Source organism: Paenibacillus sp. FJAT-27812, assembly GCF_001273905.1.
In the GTDB taxonomy this organism is placed as follows: Bacteria; Bacillota; Bacilli; order Paenibacillales; family Paenibacillaceae; genus Pristimantibacillus.
Genome location: NZ_LIGH01000001.1, coordinates 4,878,821 through 4,901,323 on the forward strand (window position 1 = coordinate 4,878,821; position 22,503 = coordinate 4,901,323).

Below are 22,503 nucleotides of genomic sequence, written 5' to 3' on the forward strand. Positions count from 1 at the left end.
CAACAAGCAGACGAATTATTGAGATGAAAGAAGGAACACATACATGCTTACAGGTAAACAAAAACGTTATTTAAGATCACTCGCTCACCATTTGACGCCTATTTTCCAGGTTGGCAAAGGCGGCACCAACGATCACCTCGTTCGTCACATCGAAGAGGCTATCGAATCACGGGAGCTCATTAAAGTGTCCGTGCTTAACAACTGCCTAGACGATCCAAGGGAAATCGGCGCAGAGGTTGCAGCAGCAGCCGGCGCGGAGCTGGTTCAAGTGATCGGCAAGACGATTGTCCTTTACAAGGAATCGAAGGACAACAAACAAATCGAGCTTCCTAGCGCCGCCCGCAAATAATGATAACCATCAAAAGCTGGGAAAAAGGGCATACTATATTGCGCAGGAGCTGCTAGTTAGCCTTATTGTGCTTGATGTCAGGAGGAGTTCGATAAGTGAGTAAGATTGGTATTATGGGCGGAACCTTCGATCCCATCCATATCGGTCATTTGATCGCAGCAGAAATGGCGCGCGAGCAATGTGATCTGCATGAGGTATGGTTCATTCCGTCTTACGGTCCTCCGCTCAAAGCGAATGAACCGGGCGTTAGCGGACAGCGGCGTTACGAGATGGTTTGCGGGGCAATTGAAAGCAATGCTTCCTTCCGCGCGTTTGATATTGAATTGCAACGCGGCGGAGTAAGCTATTCCTACGATACGGTGATGGAGCTTCAGAAGCTCTATCCTAACGATTCATTTTCCTACATTATCGGGTCGGACCGGATTAATGATCTCCCGCAATGGTATCGGATTGAGCAGCTCGCTGCACAAATCACCTTTATCGGATTAGAGCGTCCGGACGAGCCCGTTGATATTGCGGCGCTGCCGCTTTTTTTGCAGGAGCGGATACAGCTGATTCATATGCCAGGCATCGATATTTCGTCCACCGCGATTAGAAGCAGGGCGAATGCCGGGCAATCCGTCCAGTATTTAGTGCCGGATTCGGTGAATAGCTACATGAGGAGGTACAATTTGTATGAATCGTGAGCAAATGATCGACAAGGTGAAAGCTGAAATGCCGGAGCGGAGATGGCTTCACACGCAGGGAGTCATGGAAACGTCGGTTATCCTGGCTAGCAGATTTGGGGAGGACCCGGTACGCGCTGAGCGGGCTGCCATTTTGCATGATGTGGCTAAGTATTGGAAGGTAGAGCGCATGGAGCAGGTCATTCGTGACCAAGCCCTGCCATCCATCCTGCTGCAATATGATAAAGAGTTGTGGCACGCGCCTGTTGGAGCTTGGGTTGCCGAGCATGAATATGGCGTCACCGATGCCGAGGTGCTTGATGCGATCCGGTACCATACATCTGGTCGGCGCGGAATGTCGAAGCTCGAAAAAATCGTATGTCTGGCTGATTATATGGAGCCTGGGCGGGATTTTCCGGGCGTGTCGAACATTCGGGAGTTAAGCGAGCAGGATTTGAATCAAGCTTTGGTAGCAGGCTTTAATTCTACTATTTCCTTCTTATTAGAAAAAGGAAAACGTATATTTCCGCTAACGATAGAAGCGCGAAACGGTTTATTGGAATAATATAGAAAATAACAGGAGGCTGAGCTATGGCGGTACATTCGGATGAGTTGCTACAAATCACGGTCGCGGCAGCAGAAGACAAAAAAGCGGTACGGGTAGTTGCTTTGAACTTGAAGGAAATTTCATTGGTGGCGGATTATTTCGTAATCTGCAGCGGTAACTCGGATACACAGGTGCAAGCCATTGCAACCGAGATCCGCAAGCAAGCTGAGAAAAACGGCACTCGCATTCGCGGCATTGAAGGTATGGATTCGGCAAGATGGGTACTAATCGATCTAGGCGATGTTATCGTACACGTCTTCCATCGCGATGAGCGTGAATACTATAACATTGAGCGTCTATGGTCGGATGCGAAGGTTGTGGAGTTCGCATGAGTTTTGTAGCGGGCACTACACAAACCTTAAGGGTGGCACGTGAAGTGTCGCCCTACGGTTATTTCCTCAGCGACGGAGAATCGGATGTGCTGATGCACTATACCGAGCTCGTCGGCTCCAAGCCAAAAATCGGCGACCAAGTGGAAGCCTTTTTGTTCTATGATTCGGAGGACCGTTTGGCGGCAACGATGAAGAAGCCGCTCCTTCAATTAGGCGAGCTTGCTCGGCTGCAGGTAGCGGACGTTCATCCGAGATTGGGATGTTTTCTGGAAATGGGCTTAGGCAGACAATTGCTGCTGCCGCTTTCGGAGCTTCCTGAGAGCATTGAATACAGGCCGCTTCCGGGCGACGAAGTGTTTGTTGTGATGAAACATGACAAAATCGGGCGGCTGGTCGCTAAGATCGCTTTTGAAGAAGAGCTTTCGGAGCTTGTATTCCCTGCACCGGAGAGCTGGAACAACCAATGGGTCGAAGGCTGGGTAACGAAGACGCTGCAGCTAGGCTCATTCGTCATCATCGACGGCGGCGTTGTTGGGTTTGGCGTATATGGGCTTATTCCAAGCGCTGAGCGGATTAGACCGCTGCGGTTGGGAGAGCGCGTAAGCGCACGCGTAACGTTCATACGGGAAGATGGAAGAGCTAATCTCTCGATGGCGCAGCGCAAGGAAGTTGGAAGAATAGAGGACGCCGATCGTATTCTAGCCTTTATTAAGGAAAGACCAGGCGGCGGGATGCCATACTCTGATCAAACAGATGCCGACATTATTAAACAAAAATTCGGGATTAGCAAAGGTGCGTTCAAGCGCGCGTTAGGCAAGCTGATGCGAGAAAGGCTAGTCACTCAGAAAGGCAGCTGGACGTATTTGGCTGTTGAACCGACTGCGGAAGCAGCTGGCCAAACGGCTGAGACACAGTCCTCCAGTTCCGGTTCTGAAGGAGCTGATGAGCAATGACACGCTCTTACGGGCAGTTCGCGACAGTCTACGACCAGCTAATGGAGGACATGCCCTACGCGGAATGGTTGGGCTTTGCAAGAGCGGCTTGGTCGCGTTACGGCATGCCTTCCACGGTTGTAGACCTAGGCTGCGGTACTGGGAGCATATCTATACCGCTAGCCCGTTCAGGCTTTCAAGTATACGGCATTGACCTGTCTTCAGACATGCTTACCGTTGCCCGCAGCAAGTGGGATGAGACGCCTCAGCAGGTCACAAGACCGCGTCCAGGCTCTATCCGGTGGCTTAATCAGGACATGCGCGAATGGGAGCTCCAGGAGCCAATGGATGCGGTCATTTCGTTTTGCGATTGCTTGAACTACTTGACGGAGGAAGCGGATATCGAGGCTGCCTTCCGTGCTACATTCGCTGGCTTGCGCAGCGGCGGAACCTTCCTCTTCGACATGCATCCGCCAAAGCAGCTCATTCGTTATGCGGAGGAGCAGCCCTTTGTGCTTGATGAACGCGATGTCGCATATATATGGACATGCGATTTTGAGGAGGAGCGCTGCGAGATCGAGCATCATTTAACGATTTTCTCGCGTGATCGCGACTCAAAGTTCAATCGTTTTGAGGAATCGCATGTGCAGCGTGCATACGATCCGGACTGGATCGAGTCCGCTTTGCGCCGCGCAGGCTTTCAAACGGTCGATCGCTACGCCGATTTCGAGCTGCTTCCGGCAACGAGCGAGTCAGAGCGTCTGTTCTTCGCAGCTGTCAAATAGCTACAGGAATAGCGAAGGGTGTCACATAAGGTCTGTTACGACTTTATGGGACAACCCTTTTTTGATTTGGGTGGCTTGAGTTGCAGGCATGGATGATGGACTTATTGGGTGGAATCTTGGTGTGAGTAAGGTTGATAGCGACCTTTGCACATGTTTATGCTGCTCGGGGGACTACATCTTGTGGTCGCATGGATTGCGAATGCGGGCTTGGCGGAGCATGGCTGCCAGCTTCTATATGTTGTATTCAGGTCGAATGCTGTCGAAAAATGAGTAGATTGCATTTTTTTATCAGCGGAGCTTGGGTGAACGAGAAGTGCTATTGGTTATCTAGGGATAGATGGTTGCATATCGCTAGATCTTGTGTTCGCTACCTTATCTATTCGCGAAGGGCATCCTTTAACCGGCTGTTCATTCCTGCTTCAGCAGACGCTTTGCGGATGGAATCAAGCCTCATTTTTTTGATGGTTTGAGCCATTTGCTCCTGTTCATTTTCTAACTTTTCGATGTAAATTAGCAGCTCCGGCACCGAATATCCGGCATCTTTGAACAGTTTTTCGATCGATTCTCGCATTTGTTCTGCGGTTGTTTTAACGTTCATCTGGGCCTCCAAAATATCAATAAAATGTCACTATCCCATCATATCCTCATCTGGTAAAATAGTCGAGTGCGTCAAAAAAATAGATTAATATTTTCTCCATAATTTTCATTGACTACTCCTATATATTGATGTAGAATCAAAAACACAAACTACATATTGATGTAGATGAGTGCCTTTAATGATTAGCCCTTGGTAAATCATGAACAAGCGCAGCTGACGAAAATGCTAGTCAGAAGCGCTTTTTAATTGCTTATTTTCAGTAGGGGAGCGAACGTGTTATGCTAGTCGTCTATGATTCCAAAACAGGCAATGTCAAGCGTTTCATCAAAAAATTGAATATGCGGGCAGTGCCGATCGATGAGAAGGAAGAAGTGGACGAGCCGTTCGTGCTGGTCACGTACACAACTGGGTTCGGACAAGTTCCGGAGAAGGTCACTTCGTTTCTGGAAACCAACTCCGAAATGCTCCGCGGCGTTTCTGCCAGCGGCAACCGCAACTGGGGTGCCGGGTTCGCAAAGAGCGCGGATACGATCTCACAAAAGTACGATGTTCCCGTGATTTTGAAGTTTGAGCTATCAGGTACGAATCAAGATACGCAACATTTTGTCGAAAGGGTGCGAACCATTGAAGCATATTGAACTGAATAACGAGTTGATGCAGCGCGGTGCAGACGGATTTTACCAGCTGGATAAAGATAAAGAGGCTGTTGCCGCATTTATGGAAGAAGTAGAAGAGAAGAGCGTGAAGTTCGACTCCCTTCGTCACAAGCTAGACTATTTAATCGAGAACGACTATTACGATAATGTATTTGAAAAATATACGTATGAGCAGGTTGAGGCTGTATTTACGCTAACGGCGAACAGCGGCTTCGAATTCCAATCGTATATGGCAGCATCAAAGTTCTACAAAGACTATGCAATGAAAACAAACAACAAAGCGCAGTACTTGGAGCAATACTCCGATCGTGTATCTATCGTTGCTTTGCACCTAGGCGAAGGAGATGCAGCTAGAGCGCTCCGTATAGCCGAAGCGATGATCGACCAACGCTTGCAGCCTGCTACACCAACCTTCCTGAACGCGGGCAAGAGCCGCCGCGGCGAAATGGTTTCTTGCTTCCTGCTCGAAATGGACGACTCTCTTAACTCCATTAACTACGTGCTGGGCACATGTATGCAGCTTTCCAAAATCGGCGGAGGCGTTGCGGTCAACCTGTCGAAGCTTCGTGGACGCGGCGAGCCTATCAAAGGCGTTGAAGGCGCAGCGAAGGGCATTATGCCTGTACTGAAGCTGATGGAGGATGCTTTCTCCTATGCGGATCAAATGGGTCAACGCAAAGGTTCGGGCGCTGGCTATTACAATATTTTCGGCTGGGATATTATTGAATTCCTTGATTGCAAAAAAATTAATGCTGACGAGAAGGCGCGTATTAAAACGTTGTCCATCGGCCTTATTATTCCTAATAAATTTTATGAGCTTGCCGCACAAAACAAGCCGCTTTTCGTATTTGGCCCACATTCCGTACAAAAAGCTTACGGCAAACATCTCGACGACATGGATATGGACGAAATGTACGAGGAATTGCTTGCTAACGAGCTAGTAACGAAGAAAAAAGTAATGAACGCACGCGACATGCTGACAAAAATCGCCTCGATTCAGCTAGAATCCGGCTACCCATACATTATGAACAAATCCAATGCCAACAGCATTCATGCTTTGAAGGATATTGGCTCTATTAAAATGTCCAACCTGTGCACGGAAATATTCCAGCTGCAGGAGACTTCGGAAATTAAAGATTACGGCTTCGACGATGTTATTCAACGCGATATTAGCTGCAACCTTGCCTCACTTAACATTGTTAACGTGATGGAGCACAAGAAAGTGAAGGAATCGGTTCACGTTGGAATCGAAGCCTTGACGACGGTCAGCGATTTGTCCAATATCGACAATGCTCCAGGCGTTCGCAAAGCGAATGAAGAGCTTCACTCTGTCGGTCTTGGCGCGATGAACCTGAACGGCTACCTAGCTAAAAACAAAATCGCTTACGAAAGCGAAGAAGCGAAAGATTTTGCCGGCGTATTCTTTATGATGATGAACTACTACTCCATCGAGCAAAGCATGGAGATCGCCAAAGAGCGCGGCATTACATTTAAAGATTTTGAACGCTCCGAATATGCAAAAGGCACTTATTTCACTCGTTATGTAGAGAACGATTTCCGTCCAAAAACAGCAAGAGTGAAAGAATTGTTCGAAGGCATGGAAATTCCATCACCTGAGGATTGGGCAGAGCTGCAAGCGAAAGTGCAAAAGCACGGCCTATACCATGCATACCGTCTGGCTATTGCGCCAACACAAAGCATTTCGTACATTCAAAATGCAACGTCAAGCGTTATGCCGATCGTAGAGCACATCGAAACGCGTACTTACGCGAACTCGACAACGTATTACCCAATGCCGTACTTGTCGCAAGACAACTACTTCTATTACAAATCGGCATACAACATCGATCAGTTCAAGCTGATTGATCTAATTGCAGAAATTCAGCAGCACGTTGACCAAGGCATTTCATCCGTACTGCACGTAAACAGTAATGTAACCACTCGCGAGCTGGCGCGTTTCTACGTCTATGCTGCGCAAAAAGGGCTTAAATCGCTCTATTACACAAGAACGAAGCGGCTTTCTGTTGAGGAATGCACGAGCTGCGCAGTTTAAGATCAATTTTAATCGATGCTTACGTAGCAAAGAAGGAGCTCACCAAATGAAAGCAGTAAACTGGAACCGCCCGGATGACGATTTCACACTAACATTCTGGCAGCAAAACGTCATGCAATTTTGGACGGATGAAGAGATTCCGTTATCGGATGACAAAATGGATTGGATGGAAATGACCGACGCGGAGCGCACGCTATACAAAAACGTGCTCGGCGGTCTGACCTTGCTTGATACGATTCAAGGCGGCATCGGCATGCCGAAGATTTTGGAGCATGTTGATGGCTTGCAGCGTAAAGCAGTGCTGTCGTTTATGTCCATGATGGAGCAAATTCATGCCAAATCGTACAGCAGTATTTTCACAACGCTCGCATCTGGGGAAGAGATCGACGAAATTTTCCAATGGGTAGAGCAAAATGAGCAGCTGCAAAAGAAAGCAAATCTCATTTCTTCATGGTATTCGAACATTACGGGACCAAAAGAGCTGTACAAAGCGATGGCAGCTTCCGTATTTCTAGAAAGCTACTTGTTCTACAGCGGCTTCTTCTACCCGCTTTACTTGGCAGGCCAAGGCAAAATGACAAGCAGCGGCGAAATTATCGATTTGATTTTGCGCGACGAAAGCATCCATGGTCTATACGTTGGCGTGCTGGCGCAAGAGCTGTTCCAAACATTTAGCCCCGAGGAGCAAGCACAGCTTCAAATCGAGGTGTATGCTTTGCTGAACGAGCTTTACGAGAACGAGATCGTGTATACAGAGCACCTGTATGCTCCGCTTGGATTAGCTGAGGAAGTGAATGTGTACGTCCGCTACAATGCGAACAAAGCGCTTATGAACCTTGGCATGGAGCCTCATTTCCCTGAGGAGCCGGTTAACCCGATCGTGTTCAACGGTATAAGCACACATACGAAGCAGCATGATTTCTTCTCCAAAAAAGGGAATGGCTACGTACGTACGATTCACGTTGAGCCTTTGAATGACGATGATTTTGTCTTCAACTTTTAATAAAACTTAATCGTTTTTCCATATATGAATCGCTCTTTATTCGGCCTTATGGCTGATGGAGAGCGATTTTAATTTTTTTTATATGAAAACGATTGACACTATATATATTCAATGTTAATATTTCCCTCTCAAATCTTGCACGGAGGTAACAAAAGTGATAACAGTTCATGGGTTAAGCAAATCGTATCAAGTAGCCAAGCGCTCGTCTGGCGTCAAGCAGGCAGTAAAGGCATTGTTTAAAAGGGATTATAAAGTTGTGGAAGCGCTTAACGATATTTCTTTCTCGATTGAGCCCGGCGAGATTGTAGGTTACATCGGGCCTAACGGCGCCGGCAAATCTACGACAATTAAAGTCATGAGCGGCATTCTCGTTCCAGACAGCGGCCTCTGCACGGTCATGGGATACACGCCGTGGAAGGACCGGGTTGCGTATGTGAAAAACATCGGCGTTGTTTTTGGCCAGCGATCGCAGCTATGGTGGGATGTGCCCGTTATCGATTCGTTTGATCTGCTTCGGGATATTTACAAGGTGCCAGAACAGGAATACAGAGAGACGCTAGCTTTGCTCACGGAAACGCTGGAGCTGCAGGAAATTATCCAAATGCCCGTCAGGCAACTTAGTCTAGGGCAGCGGATGCGCTGCGAAATTGCGGCCTCGCTGCTGCACAGCCCAAGCGTCCTGTTTCTGGATGAGCCAACGATTGGCCTCGATGCGGTATCCAAAATCGCGGTACGCCGATTTATTCGCACCATTAATGAGGAGAAGGGCGTTACCATTATTTTGACCACGCATGATATGAATGACATTGAGGCGCTGGCGAATCGGATCATTCTGATCGGCAAAGGGAAGCTGCTTTATGACGGAAGCTTGAGCGTAATTCGCAATCAATTCGGCACAAAGAAGACGATTACCGTCTTGTACAACCATCAATCGGTTCCGCTACGGGTACCGGGCGCGGTCATTGAATCATGGTCCCCCGAGCGGGCCGTGCTAAGCGTCGACACGGCTGAGGTCGTGATTTCGGAGCTGTTGATTGGCCTATCCGCACAAGTGGATCTCCTTGATGTTACGATTGATACGCTGCCTATCGAAGATATGATCGTACAATTGTACAAGGAGCACCAAATATAATGAAGGCGTATGTATCAGTTTTTAAGCTGCGGCTCACAAACGGATTGCAATACCGCACGGCCGCGCTTGCGGGGATCGCTACTCAGTTTTTTTGGGGTTTTATTATCATAATGGTGTTCGAAGCGTTTTATAGCGGAGCGACTACACAGCCGCCCATTACATTAAGCCAGCTCATTACCTACGTGTGGCTGCAGCAAGCTTTCCTGGCTTTTATTATGCTGTGGTTTCGCGACAATGAGCTGTTCCAGCTTATTACAACGGGCAATATCGCGTATGAGCTTTGCAGGCCAAGCGGCATTTATGGGTTATGGTATGCCAAGCTGCTCGCGCAAAGGCTTGCGAGCACGCTTTTGAGAAGCATGCCTATTTTGGTCGTTGCCTTTTGTTTGCCGCAGCCTTACAAGATGCCGGCACCTTCAGACCCGCTTGCTTTATTCTTGTTTATTATTGCACTCGTTCTCGGACTATTAATGATCGTCTCGCTCTCCATGCTGATGTACATCTCGGTCTTTGTGACGTTATCTCCAGCAGGCTCCCTGCTTATGTTCGGCGTCATCGGCGAATTTTTGGCCGGCATGGTCATACCTGTCCCGCTTATGCCCTCATGGCTGCAAAATATCGTCTACGTGCTTCCTTTCCGCTGGACCGCTGATTTTCCGTTTCGCGTCTATTCCGGGCACATACCGAAGGATGAAGCGCTGATCGGCATCGCCATTCAGCTGATTTGGTTCATCGTACTGGTAGGGCTAGGCAGACTGGCGATGGCAAAAGCATTACGCAGAGTCGTCGTAAATGGAGGGTAACGGAAATGAAATTGTACGGAAAATATATGTTGATTTTATTTAAGTCGCAGATGCAGTATCGCACTTCGTTTTGGCTGCTCTCGATCGGACAATTTCTTGTGCCGTTTTCGATATTTGCGGGCTTGTACTTCATGTTCGAGCGGTTCGGGCAAATCAAGGGCTGGGATTTCCAAGAGGTAGCGCTCTGCTTCTCTATCATTCATATGGCTTTTGCGATTAGCGAATGCTTTGCGCGGGGCTTTGATTCGTTCTCCAGCTTGGTGGCAGGCGGCGACTTTGACCGCGTGCTGGTGCGCCCGCGCAGTACCGTATTGCAAGTGCTAGGCTCGAAATTCGAGTTTACCCGCGTCGGCAGGCTGCTGCAAAGCGCGATGGTGCTCACTTGGGCGATTAGCCAGCTTGCAGTGGATTGGTCGCTGCTTAAGATCATCACTCTCTTTTTTATGATCGCGAGCGGCGTATTTATTTTTACCGGCATCTTTATGCTGGCTGCGACGATGTGCTTCTGGACGATTCAAGGGCTTGAAATCGCTAATATTTTTACAGACGGCGGCAGGGAAATGGCCCAGTATCCGCTTAACATTTATCAAAAATGGGTGACGCGCTTTTTTACGTTCATTATCCCATTTGGATGCGTCAACTACTTGCCTTTGCTTTATTTGCTCGATAAAACGACAGGCAATGGTTTGCCGTACATTTTGGCGCCTATAGCGGGCATCGTATTTATTTTGCCGTGCCTGCTCGTATGGCGCATCGGCGTTCGTCATTACCGCTCTACGGGGTCCTAGCGCCACAGAAATGAATAAGCAACTCCAGCAGGGATAAGAAGGGCGTTGTTGAATATGATCATAGATGACAGCAAAGGGGGAAAGTCGCTTTGAAATCGATAGCGATACGAGAGCTTGCAGAGAAATTTTCATTAGAAGTGCTGGCGGGAGAGGATCAGCTGGATCGGCAAATTGCAAAAGCGAGGGCATATCGCCCAGGGCTTGAGTTTGTCGGGTATTTTGAATTTTTTCCGCAGGAGCATGTCCAAATATTAGGCAGAAAAGAAATTACTTATTTGCATACGTTAAGTGAAGAGGAACGAAATCATCATATTGGAAATATCGTCAAATATCATCCGCCATGTTTTGTCGTTACCGCAGGTCAAGACGGACTGAAATATTTGAAAAAATATTGCGACCAAGAGGGCATTCCCTTGCTTCGCACAAAGATACCAACAGCTCAGTTTCTAGGCATGCTGGATGCATATCTGCTCAACTCGCTTGCACCGGAAATTTCGATCCACGGCATCTGCCTGAACGTGTCGGGCATTGGCATTTTGCTGCGCGGCAAATCAGGCATCGGCAAAAGCGAAACCGCGCATACGTTAATTGGGCGCGGCTCTAGACTGGTAGCGGATGATATCGTCGTATTAAAAAAGCTGAGCTCGCAAACGCTGCTAGGAACGCACAACGGGAAAACAAAGGAGTTTCTAGCGCTGCGGAGCATTGGGCTTATTAACGTCGTCAGGCTTTATGGCAGGCAAGCCTTTCAAGACGAGACGCGTATCGTGCTGGATATCGAGCTGACCAGATGGCGGGACAATGAGCTGAACAATGATTTGGAGCTTGTGCCAAAAACGACTGAATATATGGGCGTACAAATTCCGCACATTGAGATTCAGGTGCAGCCGGGAAGAGATATTGCGGGTTTGATCGAGGCGGCGGCAAACAACTGGTACCTTAGACAGCAAGGCTACAGCGCAGTGGAAGAGTTTATGAAGCGTTTGGAAATGGAGTAGCCTTCGTTTTGCAGCCTGTTTATTCCTTACTTGAATGGAATAAAGGCGAAACGACATTCCATTTGCTAGTAAAGCATGATACACTAAGGGCAGAGAAAGCTCATCCTAGCGCACAAGTCCTGACAGATTCGAAGGAGGAAACCGCGTGGAAAACTGCTCAATCGTCACCAAACCTGCGCTCCATTTGGCAGGCATTAGCTATTGCGGCCCCTATTCATCCTTTCCGGATGAAGCCATCCGGCTGCAAACCGAGTTTTTGACACGCAAACATGAGTTAAATGACGCTGCCAAATCTACGGTGCTGTATAGTCCCTATTTTGGAAATGAAGTATTTGCGACGTACTTTGCTTGTTATGAGGTGCAGCATCTGGAGGAGGTTCCTCCCGGCATGGTGCAGTTCACGATTCCGGAACATCGTTACGCGATGGTAGCCTGCTCGAACAAAAGAATCGGCGAAGGGTATGAGCAGCTTCATACTTGGATAAACGAGATGCGGTTAGAGAAGCAGGAAAACGCCGTATCGCTGGAACTATTTTATATTGATGAGCATCATTTGGAGGAAGAGCCGGTAGAACTGCTTATTCCGCTCAAAGGATAACCTATATGAAGTGCTTGCGCGCAAACGAGAGGAGCATCGAATGAAAGTCATTCGCTCCGGCTCGTTTTGCGAGGGCAGGCTCTTTTTTGTTTGAACAGGTGAATGAGAAGAGGAAACGTATTGGCGGTTAAAGGGGAAAGAGGATCTTCAAGGAGCAGCTTGCCGAAGCTGGCAGCCGCTGGACTACTGGCAGGCGCGCTCAGCGGCGTTGTACTCGGCCTTACGATGAAGCTGCTGGAGCGGCTAACGGGATCAGCTGTCTACGTGCTGCTGCTCAATATCGATTTTATTTCGTGGCTGCCGGGTCCAATGAACGAGTGGATGGAGTTTACGCTGCATATACTCGTCTCGATTCCGTTAGGCATCCTATATTTATCGCTCTTGTCGCTTTGGCGCTCGCCTGCCGGGCTGAGCCTCGGCATGAGCCTTGCAGCAGCGTGCTGCACTTGGATACCGCTCACACAGCTCTCGGAGCGCACCCCAGCCATTGATGATCTTCAAGCGCTCTTATGGTGGCTGATCGGCCATCTTGTATATGGCGCAGTATTAGCCGCCTTTGGCACATGGTGGGTAAAGAGAGGAAGGATAGAGAAATGAGTTATGAGTTGCATATTGTAGATGCATTTACAAATGAACGGTTCAAAGGCAATCCGGCATCTGTCTGCCTATTGGAGCAGCCGCAGCCTGAAAGCTGGATGCAGCAGGTAGCCTCGGAAATGAATCTTTCGGAAACGGCATTTATTGTGCCTAGACCAGATGGCTACGACCTGCGGTGGTTTACACCTGTAGGCGAGGTTGATTTGTGTGGGCATGCAACGCTGGCTACCGCACATGTATTATGGGAGTCTGGCAAGCTGCCGCCGGATCAAATGGCAAGCTTTATGACGAAAAGCGGACGATTAACGGCAAGGCGCGACGGAGCTTGGATCCAGATGGATTTCCCGGCCGAGCCGCCGGAAGCGGCCATTGCGCCAGAGGAGCTTGTTCAGGGCTTGGGGCTTATTCCGAGATATGCCGGCCGCAATCGGATGGATTATTTTGTAGAGGTGGACAGCGAGGAGACGCTTCGCACGCTGCGTCCGGACTTTGCGATGCTTGCCAGGGTGGAAGCTCGCGGCGTTATTGTAACAAGCCGATCGACTGGCTCTCCTTATGACTTCGTCTCACGCGCATTTTACCCAGCGACGGGAATCGATGAGGACCCCGTTACAGGATCGGCCCATTGCGCGCTAGCGCCATACTGGGCAAAGCGGCTGCGCAAGGACGAGCTGGTTGGTTACCAAGCCTCTCAGCGCGGCGGTATCGTGAAAATGAAGCCGGATGGCGATAGAGTTTATTTGTCGGGACAAGCGGTAACGGTGTTGAAAGGACAATTGGAGGGATAATACGATGTTAATGATGAAACTGCCGAAGGAACAGAAGGAGCAGCTGACCGGCCGGATTCAGCAGTATTTTGAGCTGGAGCGTTCGGAGACGCTTGGATCGATTGCAGCGGAGCAGCTGCTTGATTTTATGATTCAAGAAATAGGTCCACATTTGTATAACCATGCCATTAATGATGCGCGCAAAGCGGTGCTCGAGCGAATGCAGACGCTTGAGGATGAGCTTTATGCGCTTGAGAAGCCGATTGCAGCAAGACGGTGATACGGGTCCGATAGATGCAGCGGCGTGCGGCTTTAATAGTGCGCTCCGCATCATCGATCGTCCAAAAATATGATTGGAAGCTATCAACACTCCTTGCCCAACTCCCCATGGATACGGTATAGTGCGACGATTTGTATATGAGCACTTACGAAATGACGGGACAATCGAGCTATTTGGACGATGCGGATCGTTATGTCCGGTCTGTTCATAGAGGCTGGGAGGGGCTGAAAAACGAGTGCATCGATAAATTCGGCAACGTTTACGGCGTTTGCAGAGGGTCGGGATATTCATACTCGGCTTTGTACTATAAAAATGAGCTGACCTGGCAGCTGAATGATACGCATGGCATCGGCATCGTGCTGCTTGCCGGCATCGAAGCGCTGCGGCTGCGCGAATTTTTTTCATCGCAAACCACGCAATAGCTTCGGATAACCGCGCCATATTACATAGAAAAAAACACCGCTGCCGCCGGTGTTTTTTTCTTTCTTGTGGGGTTTCATATTAGACAGAGATATGCTATTATAAATGCGAACATAAGTTCTGTTTTCTGGGTAAAGAACAGGAACATGGCAGGAAAGTAGGGATAGCGTTGGTGACGGATCGATATTCGGAAATAGATGAGGTAATCGCCTTTATTCATGAAAATATTTATGAGCCGCTTCCGCTTGCCAGATTAGCTCAATTTGCAGGCTATAGCAGCTTTCATTTCACGCGTATTTTTAAAGAGAGGATCGGTCTATCGCCTTTATATTATGCATCCTCCCACCGCTTGCAAAAAGCAAAGCATCTTCTGCTGCATACGAATTTGAGCATTCGCGATGTCGGATTAGAGATTGGACAGCAAAGCCTCGGCACCTTTACCTCTAGATTTACCGAGCGCGTAGGCGTCACCCCGTCTGAATTTCGCAGCTCCGCATTGCAAGTGGAAAGCCAAATGCGTTCCCTGCGGGAGCTAAACGATTGGAGAAAGCTTGAAATTCCTTCTACCAAATACGACCGGATTGAAGGGACCGTTCACGCTGAAATCCCTTTTGAGGGAGTCATTCTGCTCGGCTTGTTCGCCAAACCGATTCCAGAAGGATTGCCTTTGTACGGAACGCTGCTTTCTTCGCTCGGCCATTTTTGTTTGACAGGCATCAAACCGGGCACCTATTATTTGATGGCAACATCGGTTTCATGGGAAATGCAAGCAAAGGATGTCCTGCTGCCGCAAAATACGCTGCGTACTAGATCCAAAGAGCCAATCACCGTCACGAGCTGCCTTTCCGTTCCGCATCAACAGGTTATGCTCTATACGCCACGTCCCGACGACCCGCCCATTTTAATTTCTCTGCCCCTGTTGATGAATAACTTTCTTAAGCGGGGTATCCCATAATTGTAGCCGTTAAACCGATAGCCATTGAACTGCAAATTAAAAACGCTTGTTCATCTCGCTAAATGCTAGATGGACAAGCGCAGGGAAAGCTTTAGGCACGTGATTTTTTGTAAGCTGGCGTTAATTTGAACGGTGTTACCTTGTTTTTGCCAGTCGTCTTTGAATGGTACATAGCTTCGTCAGCTTGCTTAATCATCTCTTGAACGGCTTTGCTTTCTTTGGTTGTGCTGAAGCCGACGCTTATCGTAACCATCGTCTCCTGCTCGACTCTGTTCCTAATGGATTCCGCAACAATTTCAGGCTTCACGCGTTCAGTACTGATGCAGCTCAGCAGTTCTTCTCCGCCGTATCGTCCAGCCGAGCCAATGCCGCTAGATTCTTCCTTGATAATTTCAGCGACCTGCTTAAGCACGCCGTCAGCTTTATGATGGCCATGTGTATCGTTTAATTTTTTAAAGTTGTCAATATCGCAAAACAGAATCGCCATCTGCTTGTTGTTTTGGAGCAGTTGCTCCGCTTTAGAATAAAAATGACGCCGATTATATAAGCCGGTCAGACCATCCATAATAGACGACTGATAGGTATACATAAGTCGCTCGATCACCCATTCAAAGAGCAGGATGAACAGCAGCGTGTAATAGATGATCGGCAGCAGCTGGCTAATCGAAATGAGCCAAATAAGCGAGCCATGGAATACATAAGCGTTGGCGAGCCTAGCAATCTCGCTAGCGAAAAACACGATCAAGCTGGCATAATATTTGGAGCTCATATCCGCGCTTCTGGTATCGAGCATGATCATAAAAATAACGATTAAACCATAGAAGTCGAGTGCGGGAAAAGTAAAGGCTTGCGCCTCGACAGCCGTATCCGTCGTAAAGGGCGTAATGGCAAATTGTATGCCTGCAATAACGAAAGCCATCATACTCATTATAATAAAGGGAATGACTTTGAGCTGAGCGGAACGATGAGTATATAATTTCATGAAAACAAAGTTTATAATAATAAATGAAATGATCTGCAAGATCGTAAATGCCAAATAAAGCCATGGGGATAATGACCAGCCCGGATAGGCCAGAACGACGAGCAAGCACTGCTTGACGATGATGAGCGGTATTGCTGTAATGAGCAAGCGATAAATTCGTTTATTGCGATAGCTGACGTAAAGCCTTACTGACATAAAAAGCATTAAGATGAGAATGACGATAACTGCCGAGGATGAAAGCAATTGACCGTTCGGGCCTGATAGCCATTGTGTAATTGACATGAGTTAACCACCGTTATCTAGTATTGGTTGCAGCAGCTTTACAGAAACATATGTTCTAATATATCATGTTTTACGGTGAACGAACAGCTGAGGATAGACGTTTTATGTTGAAAGGATGGGACACATGAATATTTTACAAGCATTGTTTTTTCCACCGGAGCAGCCGGGCGGAGTTTCTTCCATGATCCCGTACATTCAGGATAGATTTATTAAGATGGGTTGGCAGATGGAATTGTTCTCCTTGCCTAAGCGCGTAAGGAGCAAGGGACAGGACGAGGTCGTATTTGAAACCTTTGATCATACGGTCTACAGCGGGAATACGATGGTAGACAAATATATACAAACCTATAAAGACTACGTATGGTGGACAAAAATGCGCATCAAGAAGCCGTACGATATTATACATGCCCACCATCCGATTGCCGCGCTTGTCATGAAGCAGCTGTTTCCTGATACGCCGCTTGCGGTGACGATTCACTCCAGCTATGAGCGCGAGCTTATTTTGAACGGGAAAATTAAAGAGGGCGGACCGGAGCATCAGTTTCTAATGAGCATTTATGGCGAGCTAGAGGCGAAGGCGGATCATTTGCTGACCGTTTCCGAGTCGTTCCGTACTTATATCTCTCCGCACATTAAGCATCCCGAAAAAATTAAAGTGATTCCAAACGGGTTTGATGAAAAACGATTCAAGCCGATCGCCCATGAAAATGCAGTAACGCAGCTGATTACAGTGTGCAGGCTCGTTCCGGCGAAGGGACTTGACGTGCTGCTTCATGCTTGCGCGGAGCTTAAGAAGAAAGGCCATCCCTTTGTTCTTCATATCATTGGAGACGGTCCGATACGCGAGGAGCTTGAAGCGTTAGCGGTGAAGCTTGATTTGTACGACGATATTATCTTTTACGGCTACATGCTTCATCCAGAGGAGTTCATGCCGTTCTTCGATGTGTTCGTGCTGCCATCGCGCGCGGAAGCATTTGGTTCCGTGTTCGCGGAAGCGGCGTTATGCTGGCTAGCGCTCGTCGGGACGAATGTAGGCGGCATAGCCGAGCAAATCGATGATGGCGTCAATGGATTGCTTGTACCGCCCGAGGACCCAGTAGCGCTTGCGGATGCCCTTGAGAAGGTCGTGACCGATCCGACCTATCGATACAATTTGGCAAGAGCAGGCTGGGATAAAGCGAAGAAGGTCTACTCGCTGCAACGGGTAATCGCACAGCTGAAAAAAGTTTATCTCAATATGAAGCCGGAGTAGCGGTTCATTTTAAAACGGAATAGGCGGTTATGGGATGACGGTATCTTTTCGATTCATTCATGCAGCAGATTTGCATTTGGATAGTCCGTTCCGCGGGTTAGCGAAGGCACCGGATCACGTGAGAGAAGCTTTGACCGAATCGACCTTTGCTGCGCTGCGGCAATTGACGGGAGCCGCAATTCGCGAGCAAGTGGACTTTATTGTATTAGCCGGCGATCTGTTCGATGAGGCAGATCGCTCCCTGCGGGCGCAGCTTATGCTCGTTCGAGAGTGGGAGAAGCTGGAGGAGCATGGCATTGCGGTGTTTATTATTCATGGGAATCATGATCCGCTAAATGGCATGCGGGCTGCTCTTAAGCTGCCGTCTAATGTGCATGTGTTTGGAGCGGATCAGATGGAATATAAGCCGGCTTATCGCAGAAGCGGAGAGCTGGCTGCTTTTATTTACGGCAGATCGTACGGCACGCGGATCATGACTGAAAATATGGCAGCACAATATCAAATTCAGCCGGAGGCGCCGTTTCATATTGCGCTGCTGCATGGCAACGTTGACGGCGATGGTTCGCATGACCCTTACGCGCCATGCACGCTGGACGAGCTTATCGGCGGCAAAGGCTTCGATTATTGGGCGCTAGGCCATATTCATCATCGCAGAGTACTGCATACTTATCCGCATGTCGTTTATTCCGGCAATACGCAGGGGAGAAATCCGCGCGAAACAGGGTCAAAGGGCTGTTACATCGTTGATGTGTCTGCTGCAAGGGCGACCGAGCTGACGTTTTTGCCGCTTGATGAGGTGCGCTGGCTTGAGCATAGCTGCTCTATTGAAGCAGTTGCTTCAGAGCAAGAGCTATTGCAGCAGCTGGATATGGTCATAGAGCAAGTGCTGGCAGAAGCCGAAGGCCGCTCTGTCATGCTTCGGCTTACGCTTACCGGGCGCGGCACGCTGCATCAGAAGCTATCAGATCCTGTGGTCGTTCGGACGCTGCTAGAGCAGCTGCAAGAGGGTAGGCCTTATGCATCCGGGGAAGCCTGGGTGCTGGTGCATGGGCTTGAGGCAAATACGGGAGCCGAGCTGAACTGGCTGGAGCTGGCTTCGGAGGACAGCTTCGCCGGTGAACTATATCGATTGAGCGAGAAGCTGGCAGATGACGAAGCGTTGTGGCGTGATTTTGCGAAGGATGCGCTTGGTACGATTGCGGGGCATGCGAAGCTGGGCAGGCTTATGCAGGGCAAATGGGACGAGCTGCCAAAGCGCTGGCTGGAGCAAGCGCAGGAGCTGACGGTGGGGACCCTTCGTGGCAACGATCGGGACTAATGATGCCAAGCCGGAAGACGTATACGATAACCTTTAGGAGTTGACGATGCAGCATGAAGCTAATGAAGGCTGAGATTGACGGTTTCGGGCAGCTGTTCGGGCGGCAGGTTCCGCTTGATGCGCCGGTAATCATCGTGTATGGTCCGAATGAAGCAGGTAAAAGCACGGTTTTTGGCTTTGTACGCTCGATGCTGTACGGCTTCGCCAAACGCGGGCAGCCAAGCGAGCGGCAGGAGCCGGTGAATGGCGGCAAGCATGGAGGCCGTCTATTTTTTGGCGATTCGCAAGGGAAACAATATGTGGTTGAACGTTATGCGGCTGATGGATCAAGCAAGCTAAAAATTCGTGAAATGAGTCGAACGACGATTGATGGCAGCGGGAAAAGCTTTTTGGAGGATGCTGAAACGGCTTTTGCAGAAGAGGTATGGCTAGCGCAAACGGACTTTGAGCGGCAATTTCTTGGCGGGGTCAGTGAAAGGGTATACCGCCAGCTATTTGCAGTAACGCTCTCCGAGCTTCAGGAGATTGGCGCTCTGCCCAGCGATGAGCTCGGACGTTATTTGTACCAAGCGGGCTGGGACGACGGCAAGACGATTGCGGCAGCGGAGAAGCGGATAGCTGCAGAGATGGAATCGCTTTTTAAGCCACGCGGGACGAATCAGCAAATTAATCAGCAGCTCAAGTCGTTCGAGCAGCTTGAAGCGGCTCTACGGAAACGAGCTGATGCTATAACTTCATATAACGATTTGGTGCATCAGACCTCGAGGCTGGATGAGTCGCTGCGCGCACTTGAAGAGGAGTTGCCCGCGCGCGAGTCTCGGCAAACGATGCTGAACAAGGCTTGCTCGGTGAGATCGCTTTGGATGCGAAAGGAGAAGCTGCTTCTTGAGCGGGAAGGAATCGCTTATGCAGCGCGGCTTTCGGTGCATGCGGAGAAAAGCTGGGAGGAGCTTCTACGGCTTAGAGCGGAATACCGCGAGGAGATGGAGAAGCATCGCCAGAAAGCGCTGCTTATGGAGCTTCAGCTTGAAGCGATAAGCTTTGATGATCAGCTTATTCGGCTTGGAGACGAAACGGAGGTATTGCTTCAATCATCGGAGAGCATGCGCAAGCTTGCTAAAGATAGCGCTGAGCGGGAAATGGAGCTCCGTGAGCATGATGAGATGATCGCGAGACTCGTCACGAGCATCGCGCCGGAGTGGACGGAGCGGCAGCTTAGAGAGCTTCAAGTGACGGTTGCCGATCGGGACTTTGTACGAGAGGCGAAGCAGCAGGAGCTTGAGCAGTCGCGGACGGAAGAACGATTCGCTGCCGAGCTTGAGACGCTAAGGCAGCAGGAGCGGGAAGCGAGCATGGCCTTGGAGGAAGCGCGGTCGGCCGCTGAACGGGATGAGGCTAGGCGCGAGCAGGCGGGCGGCGCTGGGTTTGTGGTGCTGCCGCGTACGCGGGATGCGCTGAAGGGGGCGTGGAACGCCCTGGATAGCGCGCTCCGCGAGTGGGAGCTCGAGCGGGCGCGCACTGCCGGCGCCGCCGGGTCCGCGAGCGATAGCGACGCGGGCGGCGCGGCAGCTGCGGGCCGGGGCGGAGCCGGCCCGCTTTGGGCTGCAGCGGCTGGCGCGGGCGGAGCCGCGCTAGCGCTGTGGTTTGCGGCGGCGGATAAGACGGCCGGCGGCACGGTGTTTGCAGCGCTGGCGTTAGCGGTCGCAGCGCTTGTGCTTGCAGCTGCGGCGCTGCTGCGGAGCCGCGGCGCGGAACAGGCGGCGGGCAGCCGCAATAGCCGGCGCGGAAGAGGGCTTGGAAGCTATGCCGCCGCTGGTAATAGAGCGGATCATCTCGCATTAAGCGAACGCGAGAAGCGGATCTATCAGGCGCTGGAGGTTATGGTGCGCGAGCCGCAGGAAGCTGCGGCATCGCTGCTTGCCGCGAAGCATCACAGCTCGGCTGAGCATATGCTGGCAGCCGAGCAGGCGCGCACGCAGCTGCGCGCCGCAGTCGAAGCCCGCGATGAGGCGCTCCAAAACAGCGAGCGCCTCATCGACAGCGCCGGCGAGCTCGCCCGCCGCCTAGAGCGGCTGCGCGCGCATGCCGCAGGCCGCAGCGAGGCGGCTGCCGCCGCTGCGCAAACCAGACAAGCCCTCGCCCGGCAATGGGCCGGCTGGCTTGCAGCACGCTCGCTGCCGGCGGGCATGTCTCCGGCAGCCGCGCTCGAAGCCTTTGACCTTGCCGAGCAAGCTTTGCAGCGGCTGCAGCAATACGACCGGCTGGCGGCGAAGCAAGCCGCAGCAAGCAAACAGCTGGCCGCTTTCGCTAAGCAAGCGGCCGACTTGTGCGGGCATCTCGAAGAAGCAAAGGCGCAGCTCGCCGCCGACCCCGCGCTCGCACTTCGGCTGCTGCATGCCGAGATACGCCGGCATGCAGCAGCGAAGCAGGAGGCGCGCGGCATCCTCGCGCGCCGCGATGAACTGCACATGGCGAAGCAAGCGGCGGATTCCCGTCTGCAGGAGCTGCATGCCCAAATCGCAGCGCAAATAGAGGAAGCCGAGCTTACAAGCGAAGCGCAATATGAGCTCGCCATTCAGCATCGCCGCGATTTGCAGGAGCTGGAGCTTGAACTGTCCAAGCTTACGCTTGAAATGACGGCGGGCTTATCGGAGGAGCGGATTTCTGAGCTTGAGGAGCTTTTCAGAACGTACGACGAAGAGCAGCTTCAAGCGCTGCAATCGGAGTCAAGCTATGAGCTTGAGGCGCTTGAGCAGCGGAAGCGGGAGCAGCTTGAGCAGCGGGGAAGCTTGCGGCAGTCGCTCGAGCATCTGCTAAAGGAAGAGGAGCATCAAAAGCTGCTCTCCGAGAAGGAAATGACGATTGCCAAGCTTGCGGCGGATACGGAGCGCTATGCTGTGCTTTCGATAAGCGCCGCGTTAATAAGCAGGACGAAACGCATTTACGAGGAAGAGCGCCAGCCCGTCGTGCTTCGGAACGCATCACGTTTGATCTCGAAGCTGACGGACGGGAAATACATTCGGGTGCTGACGACGCCAGGAGAGCCGGGCATACGACTTGAATCATCGGATCACAAGCTCATCGACAGTGCGATGTTAAGCAGAGGGACTGCTGAGCAGGTGTATTTAGCGATGCGTTTCGCTTTGGCGGAGGAAGCCTCGCAGGGAACGAAGCTGCCTCTTATGCTGGACGATGTGTTCGTTAATTTTGACCTGGGCCGGCTGCAAGCTGTGACGAAGCTGCTCGCCGAACTGTCAAGCGATAGGCAAATGATCGTGATGACCTGTCATGAACATGTTAGAGATGCCATGCTGATGTACTGCAAAAATGCACGGCTCGTGCAAATGTAGC

At 50.4% G+C, this 22,503-nt stretch carries 24 protein-coding genes; 22 read left to right on the forward strand and 2 right to left on the reverse strand.

What is annotated here, in order from left to right; all coding sequences use genetic code 11:
• Positions 1-43 precede the first annotated feature (43 nt).
• The 6 genes from yhbY to ADU23_RS20245 all read left to right on the forward strand — a co-directional run bounded on the left by yhbY (position 44) and on the right by ADU23_RS20245 (position 3,670).
• Positions 44-349: a ribosome assembly RNA-binding protein YhbY gene (gene yhbY / locus ADU23_RS20220; RefSeq protein WP_053375384.1), complete on the forward strand. Its 306-nt coding sequence runs from the start codon at positions 44-46 to the stop codon at positions 347-349.
• A 95-nt stretch (positions 350-444) separates the two neighbouring features.
• Entirely contained in the window at positions 445-1,035 is a 591-nt protein-coding gene (nadD, locus tag ADU23_RS20225; RefSeq protein ID WP_231637499.1) for a nicotinate-nucleotide adenylyltransferase, read from the forward strand.
• Positions 1,025-1,579: a bis(5'-nucleosyl)-tetraphosphatase (symmetrical) YqeK gene (yqeK, locus tag ADU23_RS20230; RefSeq protein WP_053375385.1), complete on the forward strand. Its 555-nt coding sequence runs from the start codon at positions 1,025-1,027 to the stop codon at positions 1,577-1,579. The genes nadD and yqeK overlap by 11 nt, the downstream gene beginning before the upstream one ends.
• 26 nt (positions 1,580-1,605) lie before the next feature.
• Entirely contained in the window at positions 1,606-1,953 is a 348-nt protein-coding gene (gene rsfS / locus ADU23_RS20235; RefSeq protein ID WP_053375386.1) for a ribosome silencing factor, read from the forward strand.
• Positions 1,950-2,906, forward strand: a complete 957-nt coding sequence (locus ADU23_RS20240; RefSeq protein WP_053375387.1) for a CvfB family protein — start codon at positions 1,950-1,952, stop codon at positions 2,904-2,906. Before rsfS ends, ADU23_RS20240 begins: the two co-directional genes overlap by 4 nt.
• Positions 2,903-3,670 (forward strand): class I SAM-dependent DNA methyltransferase, encoded by a 768-nt coding sequence (locus ADU23_RS20245; RefSeq protein ID WP_053375388.1) that lies wholly within the window; start codon positions 2,903-2,905, stop codon positions 3,668-3,670. The genes ADU23_RS20240 and ADU23_RS20245 overlap by 4 nt, the downstream gene beginning before the upstream one ends.
• Before the next feature lie 376 nt (positions 3,671-4,046).
• Here ADU23_RS20245 and ADU23_RS20250 read toward each other — a convergent pair whose 3' ends face one another.
• Positions 4,047-4,268 (reverse strand): hypothetical protein, encoded by a 222-nt coding sequence (locus ADU23_RS20250; protein WP_053375389.1) that lies wholly within the window; start codon positions 4,266-4,268, stop codon positions 4,047-4,049.
• A gap of 278 nt (positions 4,269-4,546) precedes the next feature.
• Between ADU23_RS20250 and nrdI the strand changes: the two genes are divergently transcribed.
• The 13 genes from nrdI to ADU23_RS20315 all read left to right on the forward strand — a co-directional run bounded on the left by nrdI (position 4,547) and on the right by ADU23_RS20315 (position 15,318).
• A complete protein-coding gene (nrdI, locus tag ADU23_RS20255) occupies positions 4,547-4,906 on the forward strand; it encodes a class Ib ribonucleoside-diphosphate reductase assembly flavoprotein NrdI (RefSeq protein WP_053375390.1) in 360 nt (119 codons plus the stop codon).
• Entirely contained in the window at positions 4,893-6,977 is a 2,085-nt protein-coding gene (gene nrdE, locus ADU23_RS20260; protein ID WP_053375391.1) for a class 1b ribonucleoside-diphosphate reductase subunit alpha, read from the forward strand. Before nrdI ends, nrdE begins: the two co-directional genes overlap by 14 nt.
• Before the next feature lie 46 nt (positions 6,978-7,023).
• The gene (gene nrdF, locus ADU23_RS20265) at positions 7,024-7,980 is read left to right on the forward strand and encodes a class 1b ribonucleoside-diphosphate reductase subunit beta (protein ID WP_053375392.1); all 957 of its coding nucleotides are present in this window, start codon (positions 7,024-7,026) and stop codon (positions 7,978-7,980) included.
• 154 nt (positions 7,981-8,134) lie between these two features.
• Positions 8,135-9,112, forward strand: a complete 978-nt coding sequence (locus ADU23_RS20270; protein ID WP_053375393.1) for an ABC transporter ATP-binding protein — start codon at positions 8,135-8,137, stop codon at positions 9,110-9,112.
• Positions 9,112-9,915, forward strand: coding sequence for an ABC transporter permease (locus ADU23_RS20275; protein ID WP_053375394.1), 804 nt, complete (start codon positions 9,112-9,114; stop codon positions 9,913-9,915). Before ADU23_RS20270 ends, ADU23_RS20275 begins: the two co-directional genes overlap by 1 nt.
• A gap of 5 nt (positions 9,916-9,920) precedes the next feature.
• Positions 9,921-10,703, forward strand: a complete 783-nt coding sequence (locus tag ADU23_RS20280) for an ABC transporter permease (RefSeq protein WP_053375395.1) — start codon at positions 9,921-9,923, stop codon at positions 10,701-10,703.
• A gap of 89 nt (positions 10,704-10,792) precedes the next feature.
• Complete coding sequence (gene hprK / locus ADU23_RS20285) at positions 10,793-11,701, forward strand: HPr(Ser) kinase/phosphatase (RefSeq protein ID WP_053375396.1); 909 nt, start codon at positions 10,793-10,795, stop codon at positions 11,699-11,701.
• 145 nt (positions 11,702-11,846) lie between these two features.
• Entirely contained in the window at positions 11,847-12,299 is a 453-nt protein-coding gene (locus tag ADU23_RS20290) for a GyrI-like domain-containing protein (protein ID WP_053375397.1), read from the forward strand.
• 120 nt (positions 12,300-12,419) lie between these two features.
• A complete protein-coding gene (locus ADU23_RS20295) occupies positions 12,420-12,896 on the forward strand; it encodes a hypothetical protein (RefSeq protein ID WP_053375398.1) in 477 nt (158 codons plus the stop codon).
• Positions 12,893-13,684, forward strand: a complete 792-nt coding sequence (locus ADU23_RS20300; protein WP_053375399.1) for a PhzF family phenazine biosynthesis protein — start codon at positions 12,893-12,895, stop codon at positions 13,682-13,684. The genes ADU23_RS20295 and ADU23_RS20300 overlap by 4 nt, the downstream gene beginning before the upstream one ends.
• Positions 13,685-13,688: 4 nt before the next feature.
• Positions 13,689-13,943, forward strand: a complete 255-nt coding sequence (locus ADU23_RS20305; protein ID WP_053375400.1) for a DUF2164 domain-containing protein — start codon at positions 13,689-13,691, stop codon at positions 13,941-13,943.
• A gap of 152 nt (positions 13,944-14,095) precedes the next feature.
• Complete coding sequence (locus ADU23_RS20310; RefSeq protein WP_053375401.1) at positions 14,096-14,365, forward strand: glycoside hydrolase family 88 protein; 270 nt, start codon at positions 14,096-14,098, stop codon at positions 14,363-14,365.
• A gap of 167 nt (positions 14,366-14,532) precedes the next feature.
• Positions 14,533-15,318 (forward strand): helix-turn-helix domain-containing protein, encoded by a 786-nt coding sequence (locus ADU23_RS20315; protein WP_197286092.1) that lies wholly within the window; start codon positions 14,533-14,535, stop codon positions 15,316-15,318.
• 91 nt (positions 15,319-15,409) lie between these two features.
• Here the strand turns inward: ADU23_RS20315 and ADU23_RS20320 are convergent, their stop codons facing one another.
• A complete protein-coding gene (locus tag ADU23_RS20320; protein WP_053375403.1) occupies positions 15,410-16,582 on the reverse strand; it encodes a GGDEF domain-containing protein in 1,173 nt (390 codons plus the stop codon).
• Positions 16,583-16,706: 124 nt separating this feature from the next.
• Here ADU23_RS20320 and ADU23_RS20325 point away from each other — a divergent pair, with 124 nt between their 5' ends.
• From ADU23_RS20325 to ADU23_RS20335, 3 genes are read left to right on the forward strand one after another with little or no spacing between them, the layout of a single operon-like run.
• The gene (locus tag ADU23_RS20325; RefSeq protein WP_053375404.1) at positions 16,707-17,834 is read left to right on the forward strand and encodes a glycosyltransferase family 4 protein; all 1,128 of its coding nucleotides are present in this window, start codon (positions 16,707-16,709) and stop codon (positions 17,832-17,834) included.
• A 34-nt stretch (positions 17,835-17,868) separates the two neighbouring features.
• Positions 17,869-19,152, forward strand: coding sequence for a metallophosphoesterase family protein (locus ADU23_RS20330; RefSeq protein WP_053375405.1), 1,284 nt, complete (start codon positions 17,869-17,871; stop codon positions 19,150-19,152).
• A 53-nt stretch (positions 19,153-19,205) separates the two neighbouring features.
• The gene (locus ADU23_RS20335; protein ID WP_053375406.1) at positions 19,206-22,502 is read left to right on the forward strand and encodes an AAA family ATPase; all 3,297 of its coding nucleotides are present in this window, start codon (positions 19,206-19,208) and stop codon (positions 22,500-22,502) included.
• Position 22,503: the final 1 nt, after the last annotated feature.

Bases quoted from the DNA above. Each gene is read 5' to 3' on its own strand.
- ADU23_RS20250 (WP_053375389.1), bottom strand. From the start codon at position 4,268: ATGAACGTTAAAACAACCGCAGAACAAATGCGAGAATCGATCGAAAAA.
- ADU23_RS20335 (WP_053375406.1), top strand. From the start codon at position 19,206: ATGAAGCTAATGAAGGCTGAGATTGACGGTTTCGGGCAGCTGTTCGGG.
- ADU23_RS20310 (WP_053375401.1), top strand. From the start codon at position 14,096: ATGACGGGACAATCGAGCTATTTGGACGATGCGGATCGTTATGTCCGG.
- ADU23_RS20275 (WP_053375394.1), top strand. From the start codon at position 9,112: ATGAAGGCGTATGTATCAGTTTTTAAGCTGCGGCTCACAAACGGATTG.
- ADU23_RS20330 (WP_053375405.1), top strand. From the start codon at position 17,869: ATGACGGTATCTTTTCGATTCATTCATGCAGCAGATTTGCATTTGGAT.
- ADU23_RS20325 (WP_053375404.1), top strand. From the start codon at position 16,707: ATGAATATTTTACAAGCATTGTTTTTTCCACCGGAGCAGCCGGGCGGA.
- ADU23_RS20300 (WP_053375399.1), top strand. From the start codon at position 12,893: ATGAGTTATGAGTTGCATATTGTAGATGCATTTACAAATGAACGGTTC.
- nrdF (WP_053375392.1), top strand. From the start codon at position 7,024: ATGAAAGCAGTAAACTGGAACCGCCCGGATGACGATTTCACACTAACA.
- rsfS (WP_053375386.1), top strand. From the start codon at position 1,606: ATGGCGGTACATTCGGATGAGTTGCTACAAATCACGGTCGCGGCAGCA.
- ADU23_RS20280 (WP_053375395.1), top strand. From the start codon at position 9,921: ATGAAATTGTACGGAAAATATATGTTGATTTTATTTAAGTCGCAGATG.
- ADU23_RS20305 (WP_053375400.1), top strand. From the start codon at position 13,689: ATGTTAATGATGAAACTGCCGAAGGAACAGAAGGAGCAGCTGACCGGC.
- ADU23_RS20245 (WP_053375388.1), top strand. From the start codon at position 2,903: ATGACACGCTCTTACGGGCAGTTCGCGACAGTCTACGACCAGCTAATG.
- nrdI (WP_053375390.1), top strand. From the start codon at position 4,547: ATGCTAGTCGTCTATGATTCCAAAACAGGCAATGTCAAGCGTTTCATC.
- yhbY (WP_053375384.1), top strand. From the start codon at position 44: ATGCTTACAGGTAAACAAAAACGTTATTTAAGATCACTCGCTCACCAT.
- ADU23_RS20240 (WP_053375387.1), top strand. From the start codon at position 1,950: ATGAGTTTTGTAGCGGGCACTACACAAACCTTAAGGGTGGCACGTGAA.
- ADU23_RS20320 (WP_053375403.1), bottom strand. From the start codon at position 16,582: ATGTCAATTACACAATGGCTATCAGGCCCGAACGGTCAATTGCTTTCA.
- yqeK (WP_053375385.1), top strand. From the start codon at position 1,025: ATGAATCGTGAGCAAATGATCGACAAGGTGAAAGCTGAAATGCCGGAG.